This window comes from Streptomyces sp. NPDC107581 (genome assembly GCF_055657175.1).
Window position 1 is genome coordinate 55441 of sequence record NZ_JBVKBH010000019.1, and the last position, 18623, is coordinate 74063.

16 protein-coding genes are annotated in these 18623 nt (G+C 71.0%); 10 read left to right on the forward strand and 6 right to left on the reverse strand.

The features are described 5' to 3' along the window. Positions 1-36 precede the first annotated feature (36 nt). A complete protein-coding gene (locus ACZ7P3_RS36155) occupies positions 37-696 on the forward strand; it encodes a class F sortase (protein WP_472088257.1) in 660 nt (219 codons plus the stop codon). A 22-nt stretch (positions 697-718) separates the two neighbouring features. On the opposite strand, the gene ACZ7P3_RS36160 is transcribed toward ACZ7P3_RS36155, so the two are convergent. Both ACZ7P3_RS36160 and ACZ7P3_RS36165 read right to left on the reverse strand, forming a co-directional pair. Further along, the gene (locus ACZ7P3_RS36160; RefSeq protein WP_472088259.1) at positions 719-1906 is read right to left on the reverse strand and encodes a GDSL-type esterase/lipase family protein; all 1188 of its coding nucleotides are present in this window, start codon (positions 1904-1906) and stop codon (positions 719-721) included. 29 nt (positions 1907-1935) lie between these two features. Beyond that, a complete protein-coding gene (locus tag ACZ7P3_RS36165; protein ID WP_472088261.1) occupies positions 1936-2505 on the reverse strand; it encodes a TetR/AcrR family transcriptional regulator in 570 nt (189 codons plus the stop codon). A gap of 404 nt (positions 2506-2909) precedes the next feature. On the opposite strand from ACZ7P3_RS36165, the gene ACZ7P3_RS36170 reads away from it, so the two are divergent. Continuing rightward, positions 2910-3863, forward strand: a complete 954-nt coding sequence (locus ACZ7P3_RS36170; protein ID WP_472088263.1) for a LysR family transcriptional regulator — start codon at positions 2910-2912, stop codon at positions 3861-3863. A gap of 148 nt (positions 3864-4011) precedes the next feature. Further along, positions 4012-5961, forward strand: coding sequence for a collagenase (locus tag ACZ7P3_RS36175; protein WP_472088265.1), 1950 nt, complete (start codon positions 4012-4014; stop codon positions 5959-5961). A 73-nt stretch (positions 5962-6034) separates the two neighbouring features. Here ACZ7P3_RS36175 and ACZ7P3_RS36180 read toward each other — a convergent pair whose 3' ends face one another. After that, positions 6035-7486, reverse strand: coding sequence for a glyceraldehyde-3-phosphate dehydrogenase (locus tag ACZ7P3_RS36180; protein ID WP_472088267.1), 1452 nt, complete (start codon positions 7484-7486; stop codon positions 6035-6037). A gap of 237 nt (positions 7487-7723) precedes the next feature. Here ACZ7P3_RS36180 and ACZ7P3_RS36185 point away from each other — a divergent pair, with 237 nt between their 5' ends. The 6 genes from ACZ7P3_RS36185 (at position 7724) to ACZ7P3_RS36210 (ending at position 14194) form a co-directional block, all read left to right on the forward strand. Further along, positions 7724-8932: a hypothetical protein gene (locus ACZ7P3_RS36185; RefSeq protein WP_472088269.1), complete on the forward strand. Its 1209-nt coding sequence runs from the start codon at positions 7724-7726 to the stop codon at positions 8930-8932. 148 nt (positions 8933-9080) lie between these two features. After that, entirely contained in the window at positions 9081-9401 is a 321-nt protein-coding gene (locus ACZ7P3_RS36190) for a hypothetical protein (protein ID WP_472088271.1), read from the forward strand. A 245-nt stretch (positions 9402-9646) separates the two neighbouring features. Further along, positions 9647-10477 (forward strand): PP2C family protein-serine/threonine phosphatase, encoded by an 831-nt coding sequence (locus ACZ7P3_RS36195; RefSeq protein ID WP_472088273.1) that lies wholly within the window; start codon positions 9647-9649, stop codon positions 10475-10477. Between the two features lie 50 nt (positions 10478-10527). Then, a complete protein-coding gene (locus ACZ7P3_RS36200; protein ID WP_472088275.1) occupies positions 10528-11565 on the forward strand; it encodes an MASE1 domain-containing protein in 1038 nt (345 codons plus the stop codon). Between the two features lie 359 nt (positions 11566-11924). Beyond that, positions 11925-12398 carry a MarR family winged helix-turn-helix transcriptional regulator gene (locus ACZ7P3_RS36205; protein WP_472088277.1) on the forward strand — a complete coding sequence of 158 codons (474 nt, stop codon included), beginning with the start codon at positions 11925-11927 and terminating at the stop codon, positions 12396-12398. Then, positions 12395-14194 (forward strand): MFS transporter, encoded by a 1800-nt coding sequence (locus ACZ7P3_RS36210; protein ID WP_472088279.1) that lies wholly within the window; start codon positions 12395-12397, stop codon positions 14192-14194. The genes ACZ7P3_RS36205 and ACZ7P3_RS36210 overlap by 4 nt, the downstream gene beginning before the upstream one ends. Here the strand turns inward: ACZ7P3_RS36210 and sph are convergent. The 3 genes from sph to mgrA all read right to left on the reverse strand — a co-directional run bounded on the left by sph (position 14167) and on the right by mgrA (position 16748). Beyond that, a complete protein-coding gene (gene sph / locus ACZ7P3_RS36215) occupies positions 14167-15198 on the reverse strand; it encodes a sphingomyelin phosphodiesterase (protein WP_472088281.1) in 1032 nt (343 codons plus the stop codon). The two genes, ACZ7P3_RS36210 and sph, sit on opposite strands and share 28 nt — an antisense overlap. A gap of 220 nt (positions 15199-15418) precedes the next feature. Further along, positions 15419-15601 carry a hypothetical protein gene (locus ACZ7P3_RS36220; RefSeq protein WP_472088283.1) on the reverse strand — a complete coding sequence of 61 codons (183 nt, stop codon included), beginning with the start codon at positions 15599-15601 and terminating at the stop codon, positions 15419-15421. 103 nt (positions 15602-15704) lie between these two features. Continuing rightward, positions 15705-16748: an L-glyceraldehyde 3-phosphate reductase gene (mgrA, locus tag ACZ7P3_RS36225; protein ID WP_472088285.1), complete on the reverse strand. Its 1044-nt coding sequence runs from the start codon at positions 16746-16748 to the stop codon at positions 15705-15707. A gap of 270 nt (positions 16749-17018) precedes the next feature. Here mgrA and ACZ7P3_RS36230 point away from each other — a divergent pair, with 270 nt between their 5' ends. Next, a complete protein-coding gene (locus tag ACZ7P3_RS36230) occupies positions 17019-18551 on the forward strand; it encodes an MFS transporter (protein WP_472088474.1) in 1533 nt (510 codons plus the stop codon). Positions 18552-18623 lie beyond the last annotated feature (72 nt).

Consider the following 18623-nt stretch of genomic DNA (forward strand, 5'->3'; position numbering starts at 1 on the left):
TCCCCGTGCTGCCGTGTCCGAGTGAGGTGGTGTCCGATGGCAGCAGAATCCTCCTCCGCGTCCCCCGCGCCGGACGAGCAGAGTGCCCGCCGCGGCGGACGGCTGACCCTGTGGGGCGTGGTGATCGTCGTCCTCGCCGTCAGCATGTTCGGCGGCCCGCACGGCGCCGACGACTCGGCGAATCCGTCCCGTGCCTCGGGCTCGGCCGCCGTCCGCACGGACCCGCACGAGCCCGGCCGGGGGCTGCCCCACGCCACGCCCCTGCGGCTGCTGATCCCGAAGATCTCCGTGGACGCCCCCTTCACCGCCCTCACCATCGGCGACTCGGGCCAGCTTGAGCCCCCGCCGGCGGCCAACACCAATCTCGTGGGCTGGTACGCCGATGGCGCCTCACCCGGTGAGAACGGCACCGCGATCGTCGCCGGGCACGTCGACACGGCGACCTCCGCGGCGGTCTTCGCCAACCTCGACCGGCTGGAGAACGGTGACCGGTTCTCCGTCGACCGGGCCGACGGGAGCACAGCGACCTTCGTCGTGGACGACACGCAGACCTTCGCGAAGGACGACTTCCCCAGCAAGCGGGTGTACGCCGACACCTCGCGCCCCGAGATCCGGCTCATCACCTGCGCGGGGGACTACGACCACTCGGTCCGGGACTACACCGAGAACCTGGTGGTCTTCGCCCACCTCGTGTGATCCCGCCGGCTGCGCGTACGGCTCAGCCGGCGCTCCGCGCGAACGGGCCGCCCGGGGCGAAGGCATGCGCGGCGAAGCGCTCGCCGATCCGGCGGTGCGCGGCGGCGTCCGGGTGGAGGTCGTCGGGCAGCGGCAGCTCGGCGAAGTCGGATTCGCCGTAGAGGTCACGGCCGTCGAGATGGTGGAGGTGCGGGTCCTCGGCGGCGCGCTCGCGCACGATCCGGGCCAGCTCCTCCCGGATGACACCGAGGGTGAGCTTCCCGAAGGCCCGCTCCGCCGGGTCCCCGGCGGCCCGGAACCGCAGCCGCCCCGCACTCAGGGACGAGAGGTCCGGGGCGCTGGGACCCGGTGTGTCCTCGTGGATGGGGCACAGGATCGGCGAGATCACGAGCAGCGGAGTGTCGGGATGGCCGTCGCGGACGGTGTCGAGGAAGCCGTGGACGGCGGGTCCGAAGGCGCGCAGTCGCATCAGGTCGGCGTTGACCACGTTGATGCCGAGCTTGACGCTGATCAGATCGGCAGGCGTGTCGCGCAGCGTGCGGGCGGTGAACGGGTCGAGGAGCGCGCTGCCGCTGAGGCCCAGGTTGATCAGTTCCACCCCGCCGAGGGAGGCGGCGAGCGCCGGCCAGGTGGTGGTGGGGCTTGCGGCGTCGGAGCCGTGGCTGATCGAACTGCCGTGGTGCAGCCACACCTTGCGGTCCGGGGCCGGCAGCGGTTCGACGGGCGCATCGGTGCGCAGGGCGACCAGCTCGGTGGTCTCGTTGTGCGGCAGCCAGATCTCGATGTCCTTGGCCTCGCCGGGCAGGCCGGTGAAGCGCGCGGTGCCGACCGGGCCGGGCCGGTGCTCGGTGGTTCCGGTGGTCATGTCGATGGTCAGGGTGGCGCCGCCGATGACGCAGGCGCTGCCGGCCGGGCGTCCGTCGACGAGCAGGTCGTACACGCCGTCCGGGCGCGCCGGGGCGCCGACGTAGATCCGCTTGGTCGGCAGGGTGTCGAGTTCCACGGCGGTGGCCCGGGTGCGGAAGGCCAGCCGTACGCCGGAGGGCTGGGACTCCACCATGTGCAGCTGCGGGTCGGCGCACTGGGCGCGGGCCCGGGTGGGCAGCCGGTGCGGCAGCAGCCCGTGCGCGGTGCGCTCCAGATCGAGGGCGCCGCGGATCAGGCCGGCGGTGAGCGGCGTCGTGATCCAGTCGTGTCGGGTGCGAGACATGGTGTGAACCTGTCGGTCGGGGGTGCGGGTCAGGGTGTCGGCCAGTTGCGCAGCAGCGAGTCGAGGGCGTCCAGGATCCGGGTCCACGACTCCTGCGCATCGGGGGCGCTGTGGCTGAACCCGCCGGCCGCCTCCAGGCTGACGTAGCCGTGGAAGACGCTGCCCAGCAGCCGGACCGCATGGGTCTCGTCGGGTTCGGTCAGGTCGTAGCCGCGCAGGATCGCCCGGGTCATCTGCGCGTGCCGGCCGCCGGCGCTCGCGGCAGCCGTCTGCGGGTCGAGCCGGAACCGGGCCGCCTCGTAGCGGCCCGGGTGCTCCCGGGCGTAGTCGCGGTAGACGTTGGCGAAGGCGCCGAGGGCGTCCTTGCCCGCCCGGCCGGCCAGCGCGTCGGCGGCACGGTCGGCCAGCTCCTCCAGCGCGAGCAGGGCGATCCCCGTTTTCAGGTCCTGGGAGTTCTTCAGGTGCGAGTACAGGCTGGCGACCTTCACGTCGAACCGGCGGGCCAGCGCCGAGACCGTCACCTGGTCGAAGCCGACCTCGTCGGCCAGCTCCGCACCCGCACGGACGAGACGTTCCGTGCTCAGACCTGCGCGCACCATGGGCTTCCTCCTGTTGGCCGAAGTCCATTATGCATTTGCCTAAAAGCTTTAGGCAAATGCGAGACTGTTGTAGTCATGCCGGGCAGAGACCGGACGGGCACAGCACCACGCACCGGCGTGCGGACGGAGGCGACGCCCGGTGCTGACGGTCCAGGTCCTGGCGACGCCCGGGTCTGGCGGACCCGATCACCGACGGACCTGGTCACCGACGGACCTGGTCACCGACGGACCTGGTCACCGACAGACCTGGTCCTGGCGGACTCGCGGCTTGTGCGCCCGAGGGGACAATGGAACGCTTCCGCCCGCCGGCCGCGACCACGGCCGGCCGTGGCGGTGAGCACCGGGTTCCCGGGAGGCGGAGGATCTCCCTGGGCCGGCCGTGGGACGGAACGGGGAGAGGACCGATGGAGCTGGAGCTTCGGCATCTGCGGGTGCTGTGCGCGATCGCCGACGAGGGCAGCGTGGGCCGCGCCGCCGCGCACCTCGGGTACTCGCAGCCCGCTGTGAGCACCCAGCTCAGGCGCATCGAGCGCCACTTGGGCGAGCCGCTCTTCGAACGCGGTGCGAGCGGCGTGCGGCCGACCCGGTACGGTGCCGAGGTGGTCGCGCAGGCCCGGGACGTCCTGGCCCGCGCCGATGCCATCGGCCATCGCCCGGCTGCCGCCCCGGCCCCCCGCACCCTGCGCGTCGCGGCGACCAACTCACCCATGCTTTCGGGCACGGTCTCCCGCGTCCGCACCCGGCTGCCGGAACTCTCCCTCTCCGTGACCAGCGTCTACGCCTCCTCGCGGATCGTGGAACTGCTGGAGGAGGGGGCGGTGGACGCGGCCATAGCCGCCGACTACCCGGGCATGGAACTGCACCACTCGACGGCCGTGCGGCACCGCGGGATCGTCACCGAACCCACGTTCGTCGCCCTGCCCGCGCGCCACCGGCTGCGCCAGTGCGCCCAGGTGCAGCTGGCCGACCTGGCCGAGGACGCTTGGTTCGTGACTCCGGACGACGGCGCCGGCTGGCCCGGGGTGTTCTACGACGCGTGCGCGGCGGCCGGGTTCACCCCGGTCACCGTGCACGAGTTCCTCGGCGACCAGACGCAGCTGCAGAGCATGATCGCCGACGGGCTCGGCGTCTCCCTCGTACAGCCGACGCTGCGCCCGATGCCGCACGTCGTGGTCAAGCCGCTGGCCGGCTCCCCGCTGTGGTGCCGCTACGTACTGGCCTGGCGGCCCGGCACCGTCACCGACGACGTGGTGGAGACCCTGGTCGAGTCGGCCACCGCCGCCTACCGCGATCTGGTCGCCCAGGCACCGCACCTGAGGTCCTGGGCCGCCCGCACCTGGAGTGCCGCCGGGGCGTAGCGGACCGCCGGGGCGCCCCCGCGATGTTATGGGCCGTCAGTGTCATGTGCTATGTCACACGCCATTGTTGGCGTGGGGGGCACGCTGAGACAGTGCCTCACACGCCTCAACACCCCACCGAGGCGCATCCCTTCGTGGAGGAATCCCGATGCGCTATCGCTTCGCGCTGCCCAGACGCATGGCCGGCGCCGCCGCCGTCTGCGTCACCGTGGCCGGCCTGCTGTCGACTCCGGCGCTGGCCTCACCCCAGCCGCCGCACGCCGGCACGGGCGCCCCCGCCCCCGCACGGAACCCCGCACGGCACGTCCCCGCACCGCCGCCCGCCGGCCCGACCGCCGGTGCCACCGAACGCCCCACGGCCCAGACCCGGCGGCTCAGCCCCGCCCAACTCCCTCCCCGGACACCGCTGTCGACCCGCAGCATGGAATCCCGCCCGCGCGCCGAGGCGAAGAAGGCCTCCTGCACCCCGGCCGACTTCGGCAGCCGCACCGGATCCGCCCTCGCCTCATTCGTGAAGGCCTCCACCACGGACTGCGTCAACACCCTCTTCTCGGTCACCGGCAAGGACGCCCATGACGTCTTCCGCGAGTCCCAGATGCGGAGCGTCGCGGACGCCTTCACCCGCACCGCCGGGCAGTACCGCGGCGACAACTCCGCCGGCCTGCTGCAACTGGTCCTCTTCCTGCGCGCCGGCTACTACGTCCAGTTCAACCACCCCGGTGACGTGGGGCAGTACACCTCCCGGCTGACCAGCGCCACGACCGACGGTCTGGACACCTTCTTCGCCCGGCGCCACTCCGAGGACGTCACGGCAGCCAACGGCGACATCCTCGGCGAGATCGTCATCCTCACCGACAGCGCCGACCAGCAGGGCCGCTACCTGGACGTCTACCAGCGTCTGCTGGAGGCCTACGACAGCTCCTACGACGCGATCGGCAGCATGGTCAGGGCCGTCAACGACGTCTACACCCCGCTGTGGCGCGGCAACTGGAACCCGGACTACGTGACCGCGGTCGCCGCCGACCCGAGCGTCGCCGACACCCTGCACGACTTCGCGCTGGACCACACCGGCCTGCTCGGCACCGACCTGGCCTTCCTGGACTCCAACGCCGGTATGAACCTGGCCCGTTACGTCGAGCATCCGGAACTCCAGGCGACGGTACGGCCGTTGACCAAGGACCTGCTGGACGAGTCGCGGATCACCGGGCCGACGGCCGGACTCTGGGTCGCCGTGGCCACACAGGCGAACGCCTACGACGGCGCCGACTGCTCGTACTACGACGTCTGCGACCTGCCCGCCAAGCTCACCGGGGCCGCGCTGCCGACCACCCACCACTGCGACGCGGCGCACACCATCCGCGCCCAGGCCCTCACCGCCGACGACCTCGCCGCCGCGTGCGCCAGCGTGCTGAACCAGGACGTCTACTTCCGGGGCATCGTCAAGGCAGGCGGCGCGATACCCGGCCAGTACGTCTCGACGATCCAGCTCGTCGTCTTCGCCAGCCGCGCCGACTACCAGACCTATGCGGGCGCGATCTACGGCGTCAGCACCGACAACGGCGGCATCACGCTGGACGGCGACCCCTCCGACCCCGGCAACCAGCCGACGTCGATCATGTACCAGAAGGACACCGACGACGGCTTCGTGGCCCGGATCTGGAACCTCAACCACGAGTACACGCACTTCCTCGACGGCCGCGACGACATGAAGGGCGACTTCACCCAGCAGATCTCGGTACCGGACATCTGGTGGATCGAGGGCCTCGCCGAGTACGTCTCCTACAGCTACCGGGGCCTCGCCGACGACCAGGCCGTCCAGGAGGCAGGCAAGCACACCTACAAGCTGAGCACCCTGTTCGAGAGCACCTACGACAACAGCGACGTGACCCGCACCTATCCGTGGGGCTACCTCGCCGTGCGCTACATGGCCGAGCGGCACCCCGACGACATCCAGCGCATGCTCGCCCGGTTCCGCACCGGTGACTACGCCGGCGGATACGCCGTGTACCACGACGCCATCGGCACCCGCTACGACGCCGACTTCGACCAGTGGCTCACCGCGTGCGCCGCGGGCGCCTGCGCCACGCCCAGGGCCTGACGGCCCGCACCCGAACGGAAACGGCCGCCGACCGGAAACCCGGTCGGCGGCCGCGTGCCGGCGCGGACGCCCGTCAGACCGCCGTCGACGGGTACGTCGGGTACTCCACGCCCGAGACGTGCTGGACGACCCGGACGACCTGGCAGGAGTAGCCGAACTCGTTGTCGTACCAGAGGTAGAGGATCGCGTTGTCCCCTTCGACCTTGAGCGCACCGGCGTCGACGATCGAGGCGTGGCGCGAGCCGATGAAGTCGCTGGAGACCGCGTCCGGCGCCGTGGTGAAGTCGATCTGGCGCTTGAGCGGCGAGGTCAGCGACACGTCCCGCAGGTAGTCGTGGACGTCCTCGCGGGTGGTCTCGCGGGCCAGCTGGAGGTTGAGGATCGCGATGGACACGTCCGGCACCGGGACACGGATCGAGCTGCCGGTGATCCTTGCCTTGAGGTCGGGCAGGGCCTTCGCGACGGCGGAGGCGGCACCGGTCTCGGTGATCACCATGTTCAGCGGCGCGGAGCGGCCACGGCGCTCGGACTTGTGGTAATTGTCCAGCAGATTCTGGTCGTTGGTGAACGAGTGGACCGTCTCCACGTGGCCGCGCAGCACGCCGTACTCGTCGTCCATGGCCTTCAGCGGCGGGACGATCGCGTTGGTGGTGCAGGAGGCGCAGGACAGGATCTGCTCGTCCGGCTTGATCATGTCGTGGTTGACGCCGTGCACGATGTTGGGCACGTCGCCCTTGCCCGGCGCGGTCAGGACGACCTTCTCGATGCCCGGGCGCAGGTGCTTCGACAGGCCCTCGCGGTCGCGCCACTTGCCGGTGTTGTCGATCAGGATGGCGTCGCGGATGCCGTACTCGGTGTAGTCCACGGCCGTCGGGTCGTCGGCGTAGATCACCTTGATCGCGTTGCCGTTGGCGACGATCGTGCTGCTGTCCTCGTCGACGGTGATCGTGCCGTGGAACTGGCCGTGGATGGAGTCCCGGCGCAGCAGCGAGGCGCGCTTGACGAGGTCCCCGGTGGCCTCGCCGCCGCCACGCACGACGATGGCGCGCAGCCTGAGCCCGTTGCCGGAGCCGGCCTTCTCGATCAGCAGGCGGGCGACGAGGCGGCCGATGCGGCCGAAGCCGTAGAGGACGACGTCGCGCGGCTCGCGGCGCTCGATCTTGTTGGCGCCCGTGGCACCGGCGACGGCCTCGGCGGTGAACTCGGCCACGCTCAGACCGCGGTCGTCGGCCTTGTAGGTGGCGGCGAGCATGCCGAGGTCGATCTGGGAGGGCCCGAGATCGAGGGCGGCCAGAGCCTTCAGGAACGGCATGGTCTCGGTGACCGACAGCTCCTCGCCGGCGATCTGCCGGGCGAAGCGGTGCGTCTTCAGGATGCTGACCACCGACTTGTTCACCAAGGAGCGGCTGTGCAGCAGGACGGTCACGTCCCGCTCGCGGTGCAGCTTCCCGATGATCGGGATCATCGACTCCGCGATCTCCTCGCGGTTCTTCCAGTTGGTGAACGAGTCGTCGTTGACAGTCACAGATCTATCTTTCGAGCTAGGCAGCGCTCATATGGTAACCACACCTTACTTTGATCTTTTCCGGCCCCCCCGGCGGGGTGGCCGGAGTGATGATTTGCCCTGATGTGTACGTCAATTTGCGACTGATTCATTCTGATTTCACCAGTAGGTAGCCGCGATTCCTGAATCAGGGTGGAACAGCGTAAGAAAGCCGGGTCGCGGATTGCGTGCCCCCGCCACCGTGACCAAGGTCGGAGGGTGAGCACGTCTTCCGTACCCCGGCCCGAGCCGGCCGCGCCGTCCGGTACCCCGCACCGCCCCACGCTGCCCCGGTCCGTCCGGCCCCGGGGTCCGCAGGGTGCCCTGCCGGCCCTCGCCCTGTTCGCGGCCGTCCGGCTGGCCGGAGTCGTCGCGGTGGTCGTCACCGACCACCTCGCCGGACACCCGCTGTTCCGCAGCCTGGCCCACTCCTGGGACTCCCGCTGGTACCTGCACATCGCCGCCCACGGCTACGGACACCTCATCTGGATCACCCCCACCGGCGGGGTGCAGGCCGACTGGGCGTTCTTCCCGCTCTATCCCGGCCTCGTCCGGGCCCTGACCACGGTGCTCCCGCTCACCCCCGGGCAGGCCGCGCTGCTGATCGCCTGGGCCGCCGCGGGGACGGCGGCGTACGGCATCTACGTCCTCGGCCACCACCTCTACGGACGGGCCGTCGCCACCGCCCTGGTCGCCCTGTGGGCCGTCCTGCCGCACGCCGTCGAACTGACCATCGCCTACACCGAGTCGCTCTTTGCCGCGCTCGCCGTCTGGTCCCTGTACTGCGTGCTCAAGGGCCGCTGGCTGTGGGCCGGTTCGCTGGCCGCGCTGGCGGGGCTGTCCCGGCCGACCGGGTTCGCGGTGGCGGTGGCCGTCGGTGCCGCCGCCGTGCACGAGGTGCTGCGCCGGCGCGGGCGGGTGCCGGCCGGACTGTGGGCCGGCGCCCTCCTCGCCCCGCTGGGCTGGCTCGGCTATGTGCTCTGGGTGGGGCAGCGGACCGGCGATCTGCTGGGCGGCTACTTCAAGATCCAGAGCGCCTGGGACTCCCGCTTCGACTTCGGCGCCGGTGCCCTGCGCTTCCTGAGGGCGCTGCTCCTGCACGGTGGCGGCTTCGTCTACCCGGCGGCCCTGATGGTGGTCGCGGTCGGTGTCGTGCTGTTCGGACTGCTCTGCCTGGACCGCGCCCCGCTGGCCCTGGTGGTCTTCACGGGTGTGCTGGTCCTGCTCGTGGTCGGCGGGTCCGGATCCTTCTCGTCCAAGCCGCGCTTCCTGCTGCCGGTCTTCCCGCTGCTGATCCCGCCCGCGCGTGCCTTCGCCCGCACCTGGCGCGTCCGGCCCGCCCAGGCGCTGTTCGTCGGCGGAGCCCTGGCCGTCGTGTCCCTGTTGTACGGGGCGTATGTGACGGTGGTGGCCCACTCCCCGCTGTGAGCCGCCATGGCCCGCACCCTGACCGCCCGCGCCCACGGCACGGGCCCCGGGGACGGGCCGCCGGGACGGGCCCCGGCCCGGTCCTGCGGGGTGCCGTGCGAAGGCCGTGAATCGGGGTAGGCGGGGGAGGGCCGAGGAAAGGATCGCCATGACGACCTACGTCATCACCGTGCCCGGTACCTTCACCGCGGGAGTCGAGGCGGGCACCCGGGCACAGCTGAGCCGGGCGCTCCGGCCGGCCGATCCGCACACCACGCGGATGGGCAGCGCCGAGGACCTGGATGTGCTCAACATCAACGAGGACAACACCTTCACCCTCCGTGTGACCGTCGAGGCCGACACCGGCCCCCACGCCGAGGAGGCGGCCCGCCGGCTCGCGGACTCCGCCCTGCGCGGCGCGGGACTGGACGAGCGGACGGCGCCGCTGGGACCTGCGGTGATCACCGGCATCGATGCGGAGACCGACTGACCGGACCTGACGGACCTGCCCGGACCTGCCCGGACCTGACGGACCTGCCCGGACCTGACGGACCGGCCCGGACCTGACCGGGAGGCCGACTGGCCGGACCTGGTCGGACCTGGCCGAATGGCCCGGCCGCCCGGTTGTATCAGGGGTTCATCGTTGCAAGTCGTCCCATCTGGGGTGAGATCATCCGATAACGGTAAAATCTAGGCGTTTGCCCGGACGGGCCACCGCACAGCCGGAAGTGATCCATGCCCCGCAAGCGCTCCACGGACGACGGCGACGAGCTGCTGACCAGACTCGGGTCGCTCACCGCCCAGGCACGCGAGCGCGCGGAGCTGCAGCGCACCCAGGTCGAGCTGGCCATCGCCCTGCAGCGCGGCATGCTGCCCCCGGACCTGCCCGCCGCCCCCGGTCTGCATCTCGCGGTGCGCTACGCGCCCGCCTGCTTCGGCCTCAACGTCGGCGGTGACTGGTACGACGCCTTCGCCATGCCCGACGGCCGCATCGGCCTGTGCATCGGTGACGTGCAGGGCCACAACATCGAGGCGGCCGCCTTCATGGGCCAGGTGCGGGCCGGGCTGAGGGCCCTCGCCTCCGTCACCAGCGACCCGGGCGAACTCCTCGCCCGCACCAATGAGCTGCTGCTCTCCCTCGGCAGCGAGCTCTTCGCCACCTGCACCTTCATGCGGCTCGACCCGGCCACCGGCGTGCTGGAGAGCGCCCGGGCCGGACACATCCCCTTCGTCTGGGCCACGGCCGACGGAAAGTCCGGCGTCGTGGAAGACGAGGGAGGGCCGCCGCTCGGCATCGAGAGGGGGATGGAGTATCCGGTGACCCGGCACCGGCTCACCACGGGTGGAGTGTTCGTCCTGCTCACCGACGGGGTGGTGGAGGGCCCGACACTGAACATCGAGGACGGTCTCGACCAGGTCGTACGGCTCGCGGGCATCGCGGCCGTCGCCCGGCTGGAGGCGCACGCGCTGGCCGCGGCGGTGATCAAGGGCGCCGAGAGCGTGGGACACGAGGACGACGCAGCCGTCCTGGTCGTGGGCCTCGATGAGCCCGCAGTTCAGCCATAGAGCCGGACGGGACGCCGCTCGCCTCGCATGCGGCGGGCCATCGGTGTGAGATGGCTGCTGTGGTGGCATACGAGGATCTGCACCGGCGCGGCGGCTACGCCGTCATGGTGCTGGCCGTCGCCGCCTGCTATTACGGTGCGGCGCGGCTGGGACTGCTGCGCCGGCTCGTCGTCGAGGGCTCGGTGTTCACCCCCATCTGGCCGCCGACGGGCGTCGCCGTGGCCGCCCTGCTCATCTTCGGACTGGGCTGCTGGCCCGGTGTCGCGCTCGGGGCGTTTTTTGCGGTCCTGTCCCTCAGCAGGCCCGGCTTCGACACGCTCGGCTTCGTGTTCGGCAACACCGTCGCACCCGTGTGCGCGGCGCTGCTGCTGCGCAGGGCCGGCTTCCGCACCGACCTCAACCGCTTGCGTGACGGCCTCGCCCTGGTGTTCCTGGGCGCGCTGACCGCCATGCTGATCAGCTCGAGCATCGGGGTCGGCCTCCTCGTCCTCACCGGCAAGCTGCCGGCGGCGAGCTTCTGGCCCGTCTGGCTGGCCTGGTGGGTGGGCGACGCCATGGGCGTCCTGATCGTCACCCCGCTCCTCCTGCTGCTGTACAAGTCCCGCTGGCCGCCGCCCCTGACGCGCTGGAAGGAGGCCACCGCACTGGCCGTCGTCACCTGCTGCCTCGTACCGCTGTCCGCCTACAGCTCCCTCAGCCTGCTCTTCCTCGTCTACCCGCTCATCATCTGGGCCGCCCTGCGCTTCCAGCTCGTGGGGGGCATGCTCTGCGCGCTGTTCACGTCCGTGCTGGCCACCGTCGCCGCGACGGACCGTGTCGGCGCCTTCGCGGGGCTGAGCCAGGTCGAGGTCATGGCGAAACTGCAGGCCTTCAACGGCGCGATGGCCCTGACCGCACTGCTGCTGTCCGCCGTGATCACCGAGCAGCGCAACACGAGACGTTCCGTGGAGAAGGCCTGCCTGGAACTGGCCGAGGTGCTGGAGCACCTCACCGCGGGCGAGACCCCGCCGCCCCGGCCGCCGCCCGACACCGAGACCGGTCCTGGCAGCGCGACACCCCGTGAGAGGCCGGGGCCGGTGACCGAGTGATCACCACACGGGTACGGGTGCCGCGTCGGACGGTGGTGGCCCGGCCGTCCTCCGGCGGGACGGCGTTCCACTCCTTGCACGCCACCTCGCACGTCCTTGCACGCCACCTCTCACGCCCTGCGGCCGATGCACACCCCGAAGTGTCGGGAAAGAAGCCCATCCGCGGCGGGGCGTCCGGACCACCGTCCTCCCGGATCGTGTCCTGCCCTCCTCGCTCCCGACTCCGCCCCCGGCCGGCGCAGCGGTACAGCCCATTCGAGCGTGGCACGGGTGCCCCCGCTCCGCGCATATGAAGGGGCCCGCCCGATTACTAACACTTGGTTGAACAGTCCAGACTGATAAACCTATGATTAGTAATCATGGATGCGGAAGACATGGCCGAGGTCGCCGGCCGTCCATCCGGCCGGCCGGAGGAGACGGCGGCGCTCGCCGTCGCGCTGCGGCTGGCCATGGGCCGGATCGTGCGCCGGCTGCGCCAGGCGCACGCCGTGGGGGACGTGTCCCTCTCCGGTGTGTCCGTGCTGTCCCGGCTGGCCGGCGGCGGACCCGACTCGCCCGGCGCCCTCGCCGAACTGGAGCGGGTCAGGCCCCAGGCGATGGGCACCACGCTCGCCGGACTCGAACAGCGCGGGCTGGTCAGCCGCGCCCCCGACGCGGCCGACGGACGCCGGGCCATCATGTCGATCACCGACGCGGGCCGGACCATGCTGGAGGAGCGCCGCTCCGAGTCCGTCGACCGACTCGCCCAGGCCCTGGACCGGTTCACCCCGCAGGAGCGCGCGGCACTGGATGCCGCGCTGCCCCTGCTCGACCGATTGGCGGAACGGCTGTGACCGGGCGCGCGCCCGGCCCGCAGGACGGGCGGCACCTCGGCCAGGGTTTGCGCGGCCGCCTGCTCGCCCGTTCCGCCCGCCACCGGGACACGCCCCCGGGACCGGGTTACAAGTGGGTGGCCCTCTCCAACACCACGCTCGGCGTGCTGATCGCCACGATGGACGCCTCCATCGTGATCATCTCCCTGCCGGCGATCTTCCGCGGGATCGGCCTCGATCCGCTCGCCGCGGGCAACATCGGCTATCTGCTGTGGATGATCCTCGGCTATCTGCTGGTGTCGGCCGTGCTGGTCGTCGTCCTCGGCCGGCTCGGCGACATGTTCGGCCGGGTCCGGATCTACAACATCGGCTTCCTCGTCTTCGCCTTCGCTTCCGTCGCCCTGTCCCTCGACCCGTTCCGGGCCGGTGCGGGCGCGCTCTGGCTGATCCTGTGGCGCATCGTGCAGGCCTTCGGCGGCTCGATGCTCACCGCCAACTCGGCCGCCATCCTCACCGACGCCTTCCCGGCCCGGCAGCGCGGCATGGCCCTCGGCATCAACCAGATCACCGCGCTCGCCGGACAGTTCCTCGGCCTGCTCGCCGGTGGTCTGCTGGCCGCGGTCGACTGGCGGGCGGTGTTCTGGGTGAGTGTCCCGGTCAGCATCACCGGGACGATCTGGTCGTACCTCAGCCTGCGCGAGACCGCCGTGGGTGTGCGCGGCCGCATCGACTGGCTCGGCAACATCACCTTCGCCACCGGCGCCGGGATCCTGCTCGCCGGCATCACCTACGGCATCCAGCCCTACGGCGGCCACCCCACCGGATGGACCAACCCCTGGGTGCTCACGGGCCTGATCGGCGGAGTCCTCCTGCTGCTGGTGTTCTGCCTGGTCGAGTCGCGGGTCGCCGAGCCGATGTTCCGGCTGTCCCTGTTCCGCTCGCGCGCGTTCGCCGCGGGCAATGTGGCGGCCCTGCTGACCGCGATCGCGCGCGGCGGGCTGCAGTTCATGCTCATCATCTGGCTGCAGGGCATCTGGCTGCCGCTGCACGGCTACGACTTCGAGGACACCCCGCTGTGGGCCGGCATCTTCATGCTGCCGCTCACCGTCGGCTTCCTGATAGCCGGTCCGGTCTCCGGCTACCTCTCGGACCGCTTCGGGGCCCGGCTGTTCTCCACCGCCGGCCTGCTGGTGGTCGCCGCATCCTTCCTCGGCCTGCTGGCGCTGCCGGTCGACTTCGACTACGGCCTGTTCGCCGCGCTGCTGCTCCTCAACGGCCTGGGTCAGGGGATGTTCTCCGCGCCCAACACCTCGTCCCTCATGGGCAGCGTCCCGGCCCGCTACCGGGGCGTGGCCTCCGGGATGCGCTCCACCTTCCAGAACTCGGGCACGGCCCTGTCCATCGGCGTCTTCTTCTCGCTGATGGTCTCCGGACTGGCCTCCTCCCTGCCGGCGACGCTCAGCGGCGGACTCCAGGCACACGGCGTTCCCGCCGGCACCGCCCACGAGGTGGCCTCGCTGCCCCCGGTGAGCACCCTGTTCGCGACCTTCCTGGGCAACAACCCCATCGGTCACCTGCTGGGTGCCGGCGGCGGACCAACCCATCTGACGGCGGCCCAGCACGCCACCCTGACCGGTCACACGTTCTTCCCGCGACTGGTCTCCGGCCCCTTCCACCACGGTCTGACCATCGTCTTCTGCGTCGCCGCCGGCATGGCCCTGGTCTCGGCCCTCGCCTCCGCCCTGCGAGGAAGCCATGAGCCCGCCGGCGACGACATCCCGAAGGGCTCCTACCCGGCGTACGCCCGCAAGGGGTAGTGGTCCGAGAGGTTCGTGTACGTGTAGGACGTCCCCCAGCTGGTCACCGTCCAGGGCTCCGACCGTTCCTGGACGACCTCGTTGCGCCAGTCCGCGGGCCGGGCGTGACCGGCGCGGGGGAGCACGTAGTCGAGGTCCTCGCGCGGATCGTCCGGGTAACGGTCGTGGGCGATGGAGTTCTCCTGGGTGTCGAAGGAGTACGGGTGCCCGGTGCGTGCGTCGGCGGCGACGAGGTCGGCGTCGGCCAGCATGGACGCGTACTCGCCGCTGCGTGAGTCGACGTTGAGGTCGCCGGCGAGCAGCACCTCCTCGTCGGCGGGGATGTTCTTGGCGTCCAGGAACGCGTCGATGGCCTTGAACTGCCGGCTGCGCATCGCCGCCGCCTCACCCGTCCCGCACCCGGAGTCCGTGGACTGCGTGTGGGTGCCGACCACGTGCACCCTGGTGCCGTTCACGTTCAGGACGACGTACGCGAAGCCCTTGTCGGACCACCAGTCGGAGCCGCACGCGTCCTTGTACACGTACTGCTCCCGGTGCAGGATCGGCCACTTGCTCAGCACGGTGACCCCGCCGTCCTCGGGCGTGGTGGCCGAGTACGCCCCGCCGGTCGCGTCCCAGCCGCTGCGGCTGCGGCCCACCACCGGTGTCTGGTACGGGTATTCGGCAGCGGCGGCGCTCTTCAGCGCGTCGGAGGAGGAGTTGTCGAACGCCTCCTCCAGGACGACCACGTCGTTGCCGCGGAAGAAGGACGTCTTCGGGATCTCCGCGGCCCGGTGGTCCTGGCCCCAGTTCGGGTAGAGGTTCTTGCTCATGAGGAAGGTGTTGTACGTCAGAACCTTCAGTGCCGGTGCCGGTGCCGGCCCGGCTGCCGCCGCCGGTGCCGAGGAAGCGAGCGCCGCCGCGGGCAGGGCGAGGGCGAGCACGGCCGCTCCGAGGGCACGGCGCGGTGCGAAGAGCGTCACTGGATCTCCCTGTGGATGAAGGGCGTGAGTGGCGCCGCACATCAAACCACCGGGGATTACTCCGAGGTAACACCCGTGCGGGCAGCAGATGGCATACCGCTGTCGGCCTGTCGGCCTGTCGGTGACGGAGGCCGTGCGGCCGCCGCGGGGATGCCCCCCCTGCCCGACCAGACTGTTTCTTGGTGGAACCAGGGCCGGGAGCCTCGCCTGACGGCGAACGGCCAACGGCCGTGCGGAGGGTTCCGGCTGGGCAGGGGGGCGGTCAAGAAGTGAAGCCGAGGCCGCTCTCGCCGTCGCCAGGGTCGGGCTGGCAGGTGCGGCACAGTTCGTGATCCCCGTCGCGGGTGACGACGGTGCCCCAGCCGAGACAGTGCTCGCAGGTGCGGGCGAGGTCCACGTCGGGGTGGGGAGGCAGCAGGGGGTGGGGGTGGGCTCCGTGGGCCATGCGGGGAGCGGCTCCTTGGGATGGAGGGGTCGCGATCCGAATGACGTCCATTATGTCCTACTTTTCCCTTATGTCAGTGACAGGTGTCACTGAGTGCCACCATTTAGCCCAGATTGCCCATACGGGCGTCCCGCCACAGGTCGACACCGCCGTCCGTGGCGTACTTGTCGATCTCGGCCAGCTCCTCGTCGCTGAAGTCGAGGTTCTCCAGCGCGGCCACGTTCTGCTCCAGCTGCTCCGTGCGGGAGGCGCCGATGACCAGCGAGGTGACCCGCTCGTCGCGCAGGGCCCAGGCCAGGGCCAGCTGGGCCAGGGTCTGCCCGCGCCGGGCGGCGATGTCGTTCAGGGAGCGCAGCCGGTGGCGCATGTCCTCGGTGAGCCATGCGGCGTCGAGCGACGTGCCCTGCGCGGCCCGCGAGTCCGCGGGTACGCCTTCGAGGTAGCGGCCGGTCAGCAGGCCCTGGGCGAGCGCGGTGAACCCGATGACACCGAAGCCCTCCTCCCGGGCCGCGTCCAGCAGGCCGTCGGTCTCGATCCAGCGGTTGAGCATGCTGTACGAGGGCTGGTGGATGAGCAGCGGGGTGCCGAGATCACGCAGGATGGCGGCCGCCTGCCGGGTGCGCTCGGCGTCGTAGGAGGAGATGCCCACGTACAGGGCCTTGCCCTGGCGTACGGCGGTGTCGAGCGCACCCATGGTCTCCTCCAGCGGGGTGCTCGCATCCAGCCGGTGGGAGTAGAAGATGTCCACGTAGTCCAGGCCCATGCGGGTGAGCGACTGGTCCAGTGAGGCGAGCACGTACTTGCGGGAGCCGCCGCCCTGTCCGTAGGGGCCGGGCCACATGTCCCAGCCGGCCTTGGTGGAGATCACCAGCTCGTCCCGGTAGGGCGCGAGGTCCTGCTTCATCAGCCGGCCGAAGTTGATCTCGGCCGCACCGTACGGCGGGCCGTAGTTGTTGGCCAGGTCGTGGTGGGTGATCCCGAGGTCGAAGGCGCGCAGCGCGATCTCGCGCTGGGTCTCGAAGGGGCGGTCGTCGCCGAAGTTGTGCCAGTAGCCCAGGGACAGGAGCGGGAGGTCCAGTCCCGAGCGGCCGGTGCGCCGGTAGCGCATGGTGCCGTGGTAGCGATCGGGGTCCGCGACGTGGTTCATCGGGTCGTCTCCGGGTGGTGCCGTAGGGGTGCCCCTTGTGTGCGACGGGGTTCGACCACCCTGCGCCTTCATGATTCGTAAGTCCAACCGATCCGTGTCATGGCATTGAGCGGTTCGGTTTCTGAATCGGGTGGTGGCGGGCATCCCGGGAGGCCGGCGCGGCCCGTGTGCGCGTTGCGGGTGTGACGGGTGGAGGGCCGGGCACACGGAGGGGCGGACGCTACGAGCCCGAGGGGGCGGAGCAGGAGGGAGGAGCCCGTGAGCGGGTCCATGCCCGGCGGACAGGAAAGGCCCGGGCCGAGGGCGCAGACCGCGGAAGCCGTCGCGGGCCTGCCGCGCCAGGTCCGCGAGGAGCTGACCCGCAGACTCCGGCGCAACCGGCGGGCCTTCGGCAGGGACGACGTCCAGGTCGTCGAGCGTCCGCTGCTCAGACGAGCCGTCGGCGCCTCCGCGCTCGGCAACTGCATGGAGTGGTTCGACTTCGGGGTCTACAGCTACCTCGCCGCCACGATCGGCAAGGTGTTCTTCCCTGGTGCCTCACCTGCCGCCCAGGTGATCTCCTCCTTCGCCACCTTCGCCGCGGCCTTCGTGGTACGACCGCTCGGCGGGCTGGTCTTCGGGCCGCTCGGTGACCGGATCGGCCGGCAGAAGGTGCTCGCCACCACCATGATCATGATGGCGGTGGGCACCTTCGCCATCGGTGTCATCCCCGGCTACGGCACGATCGGCATCGCCGCGCCCGTGCTGCTCCTGCTGGCCCGCATGGTCCAGGGCTTCTCCACCGGCGGGGAGTACGGCGGCGCCACCACCTTCGTGGCCGAGTACGCGCCGGACCGCCGGCGCGGCTTCCTCTCCAGCTGGCTCGACTTCGGCACCTTCGTCGGCTATGCCCTCGGCTCGGCCCTGGTCACGGCGCTGAACCTGCTGCTGACGGACGGTCAGATGCTCTCCTGGGGCTGGCGGATCCCGTTCCTGATCGCCGGGCCGCTCGGGGTGATCGGCCTCTACATGCGGCTCAAGCTGGAGGAGTCCCCGGCTTTCCAGCAGCAACTGGACGACCACGAGGAGAGCCTGGCGCAGCACTCGGCGGGTGGCGAGTTCAGGGACATCCTCAGGAACCACTGGCGGGGGCTGCTCGTCTGCATGGGCCTGGTGCTGCTCTACAACGTCACCAACTACATGGTCACCGGCTATCTGCCGACCTATCAGACCGAGACGCTGCACCGCTCCAGCGGGTCCGCCGACGTCCTGGTGCTGATCGGCATGGTGTGGATCGTCCTGCTGATCACCTTCCTCGGCAGGCTCAGTGACCGCGTCGGCCGGCGGCCCGTCTACGGGGTCGCGGCGGCCGCGATGATCGTGCTGGCCGTCCCCGCGTTGCAGCTGATCAAGACGGCGGGGACCTGGCCGCCGATCCTCGGTGTGCTGCTGCTGTCCACCCTGCTGGCCTGCTTCGCCGCGCCGAGCGCCGCCACGCTGCCCGCGCTCTTCCCGACGGCCGTCCGGTACGCGGCCATGGGTATCGGCTTCAACGTCGCCGTGGCCGCGTTCGGCGGCACCACCCCGCTGGTCACCGCCGCACTGGTCAACGCCACCGGTGACGATCTGATGCCGGCCTACTACCTGATGCTGGCCGGCGCCATCGGGCTGGTGACCGTGCGATTCCTGCCGGAGAGTGCTCAGGTGCCGCTCAACGGCTCCCGGCCGATGGTCGGTTCACCCGAGGAACGGCGTGAGCTGATCACGACCTCGCGGGAGCTGTACGCCCACGCACGGGAGCGGGCCACGACGCCTCACGGGTGACGGGTGAGGGGGGTCGGCCGGGGGGCTGTTCGATCCTACGAACTTCTCGCGGTACGGGTTACCGGTGACCGC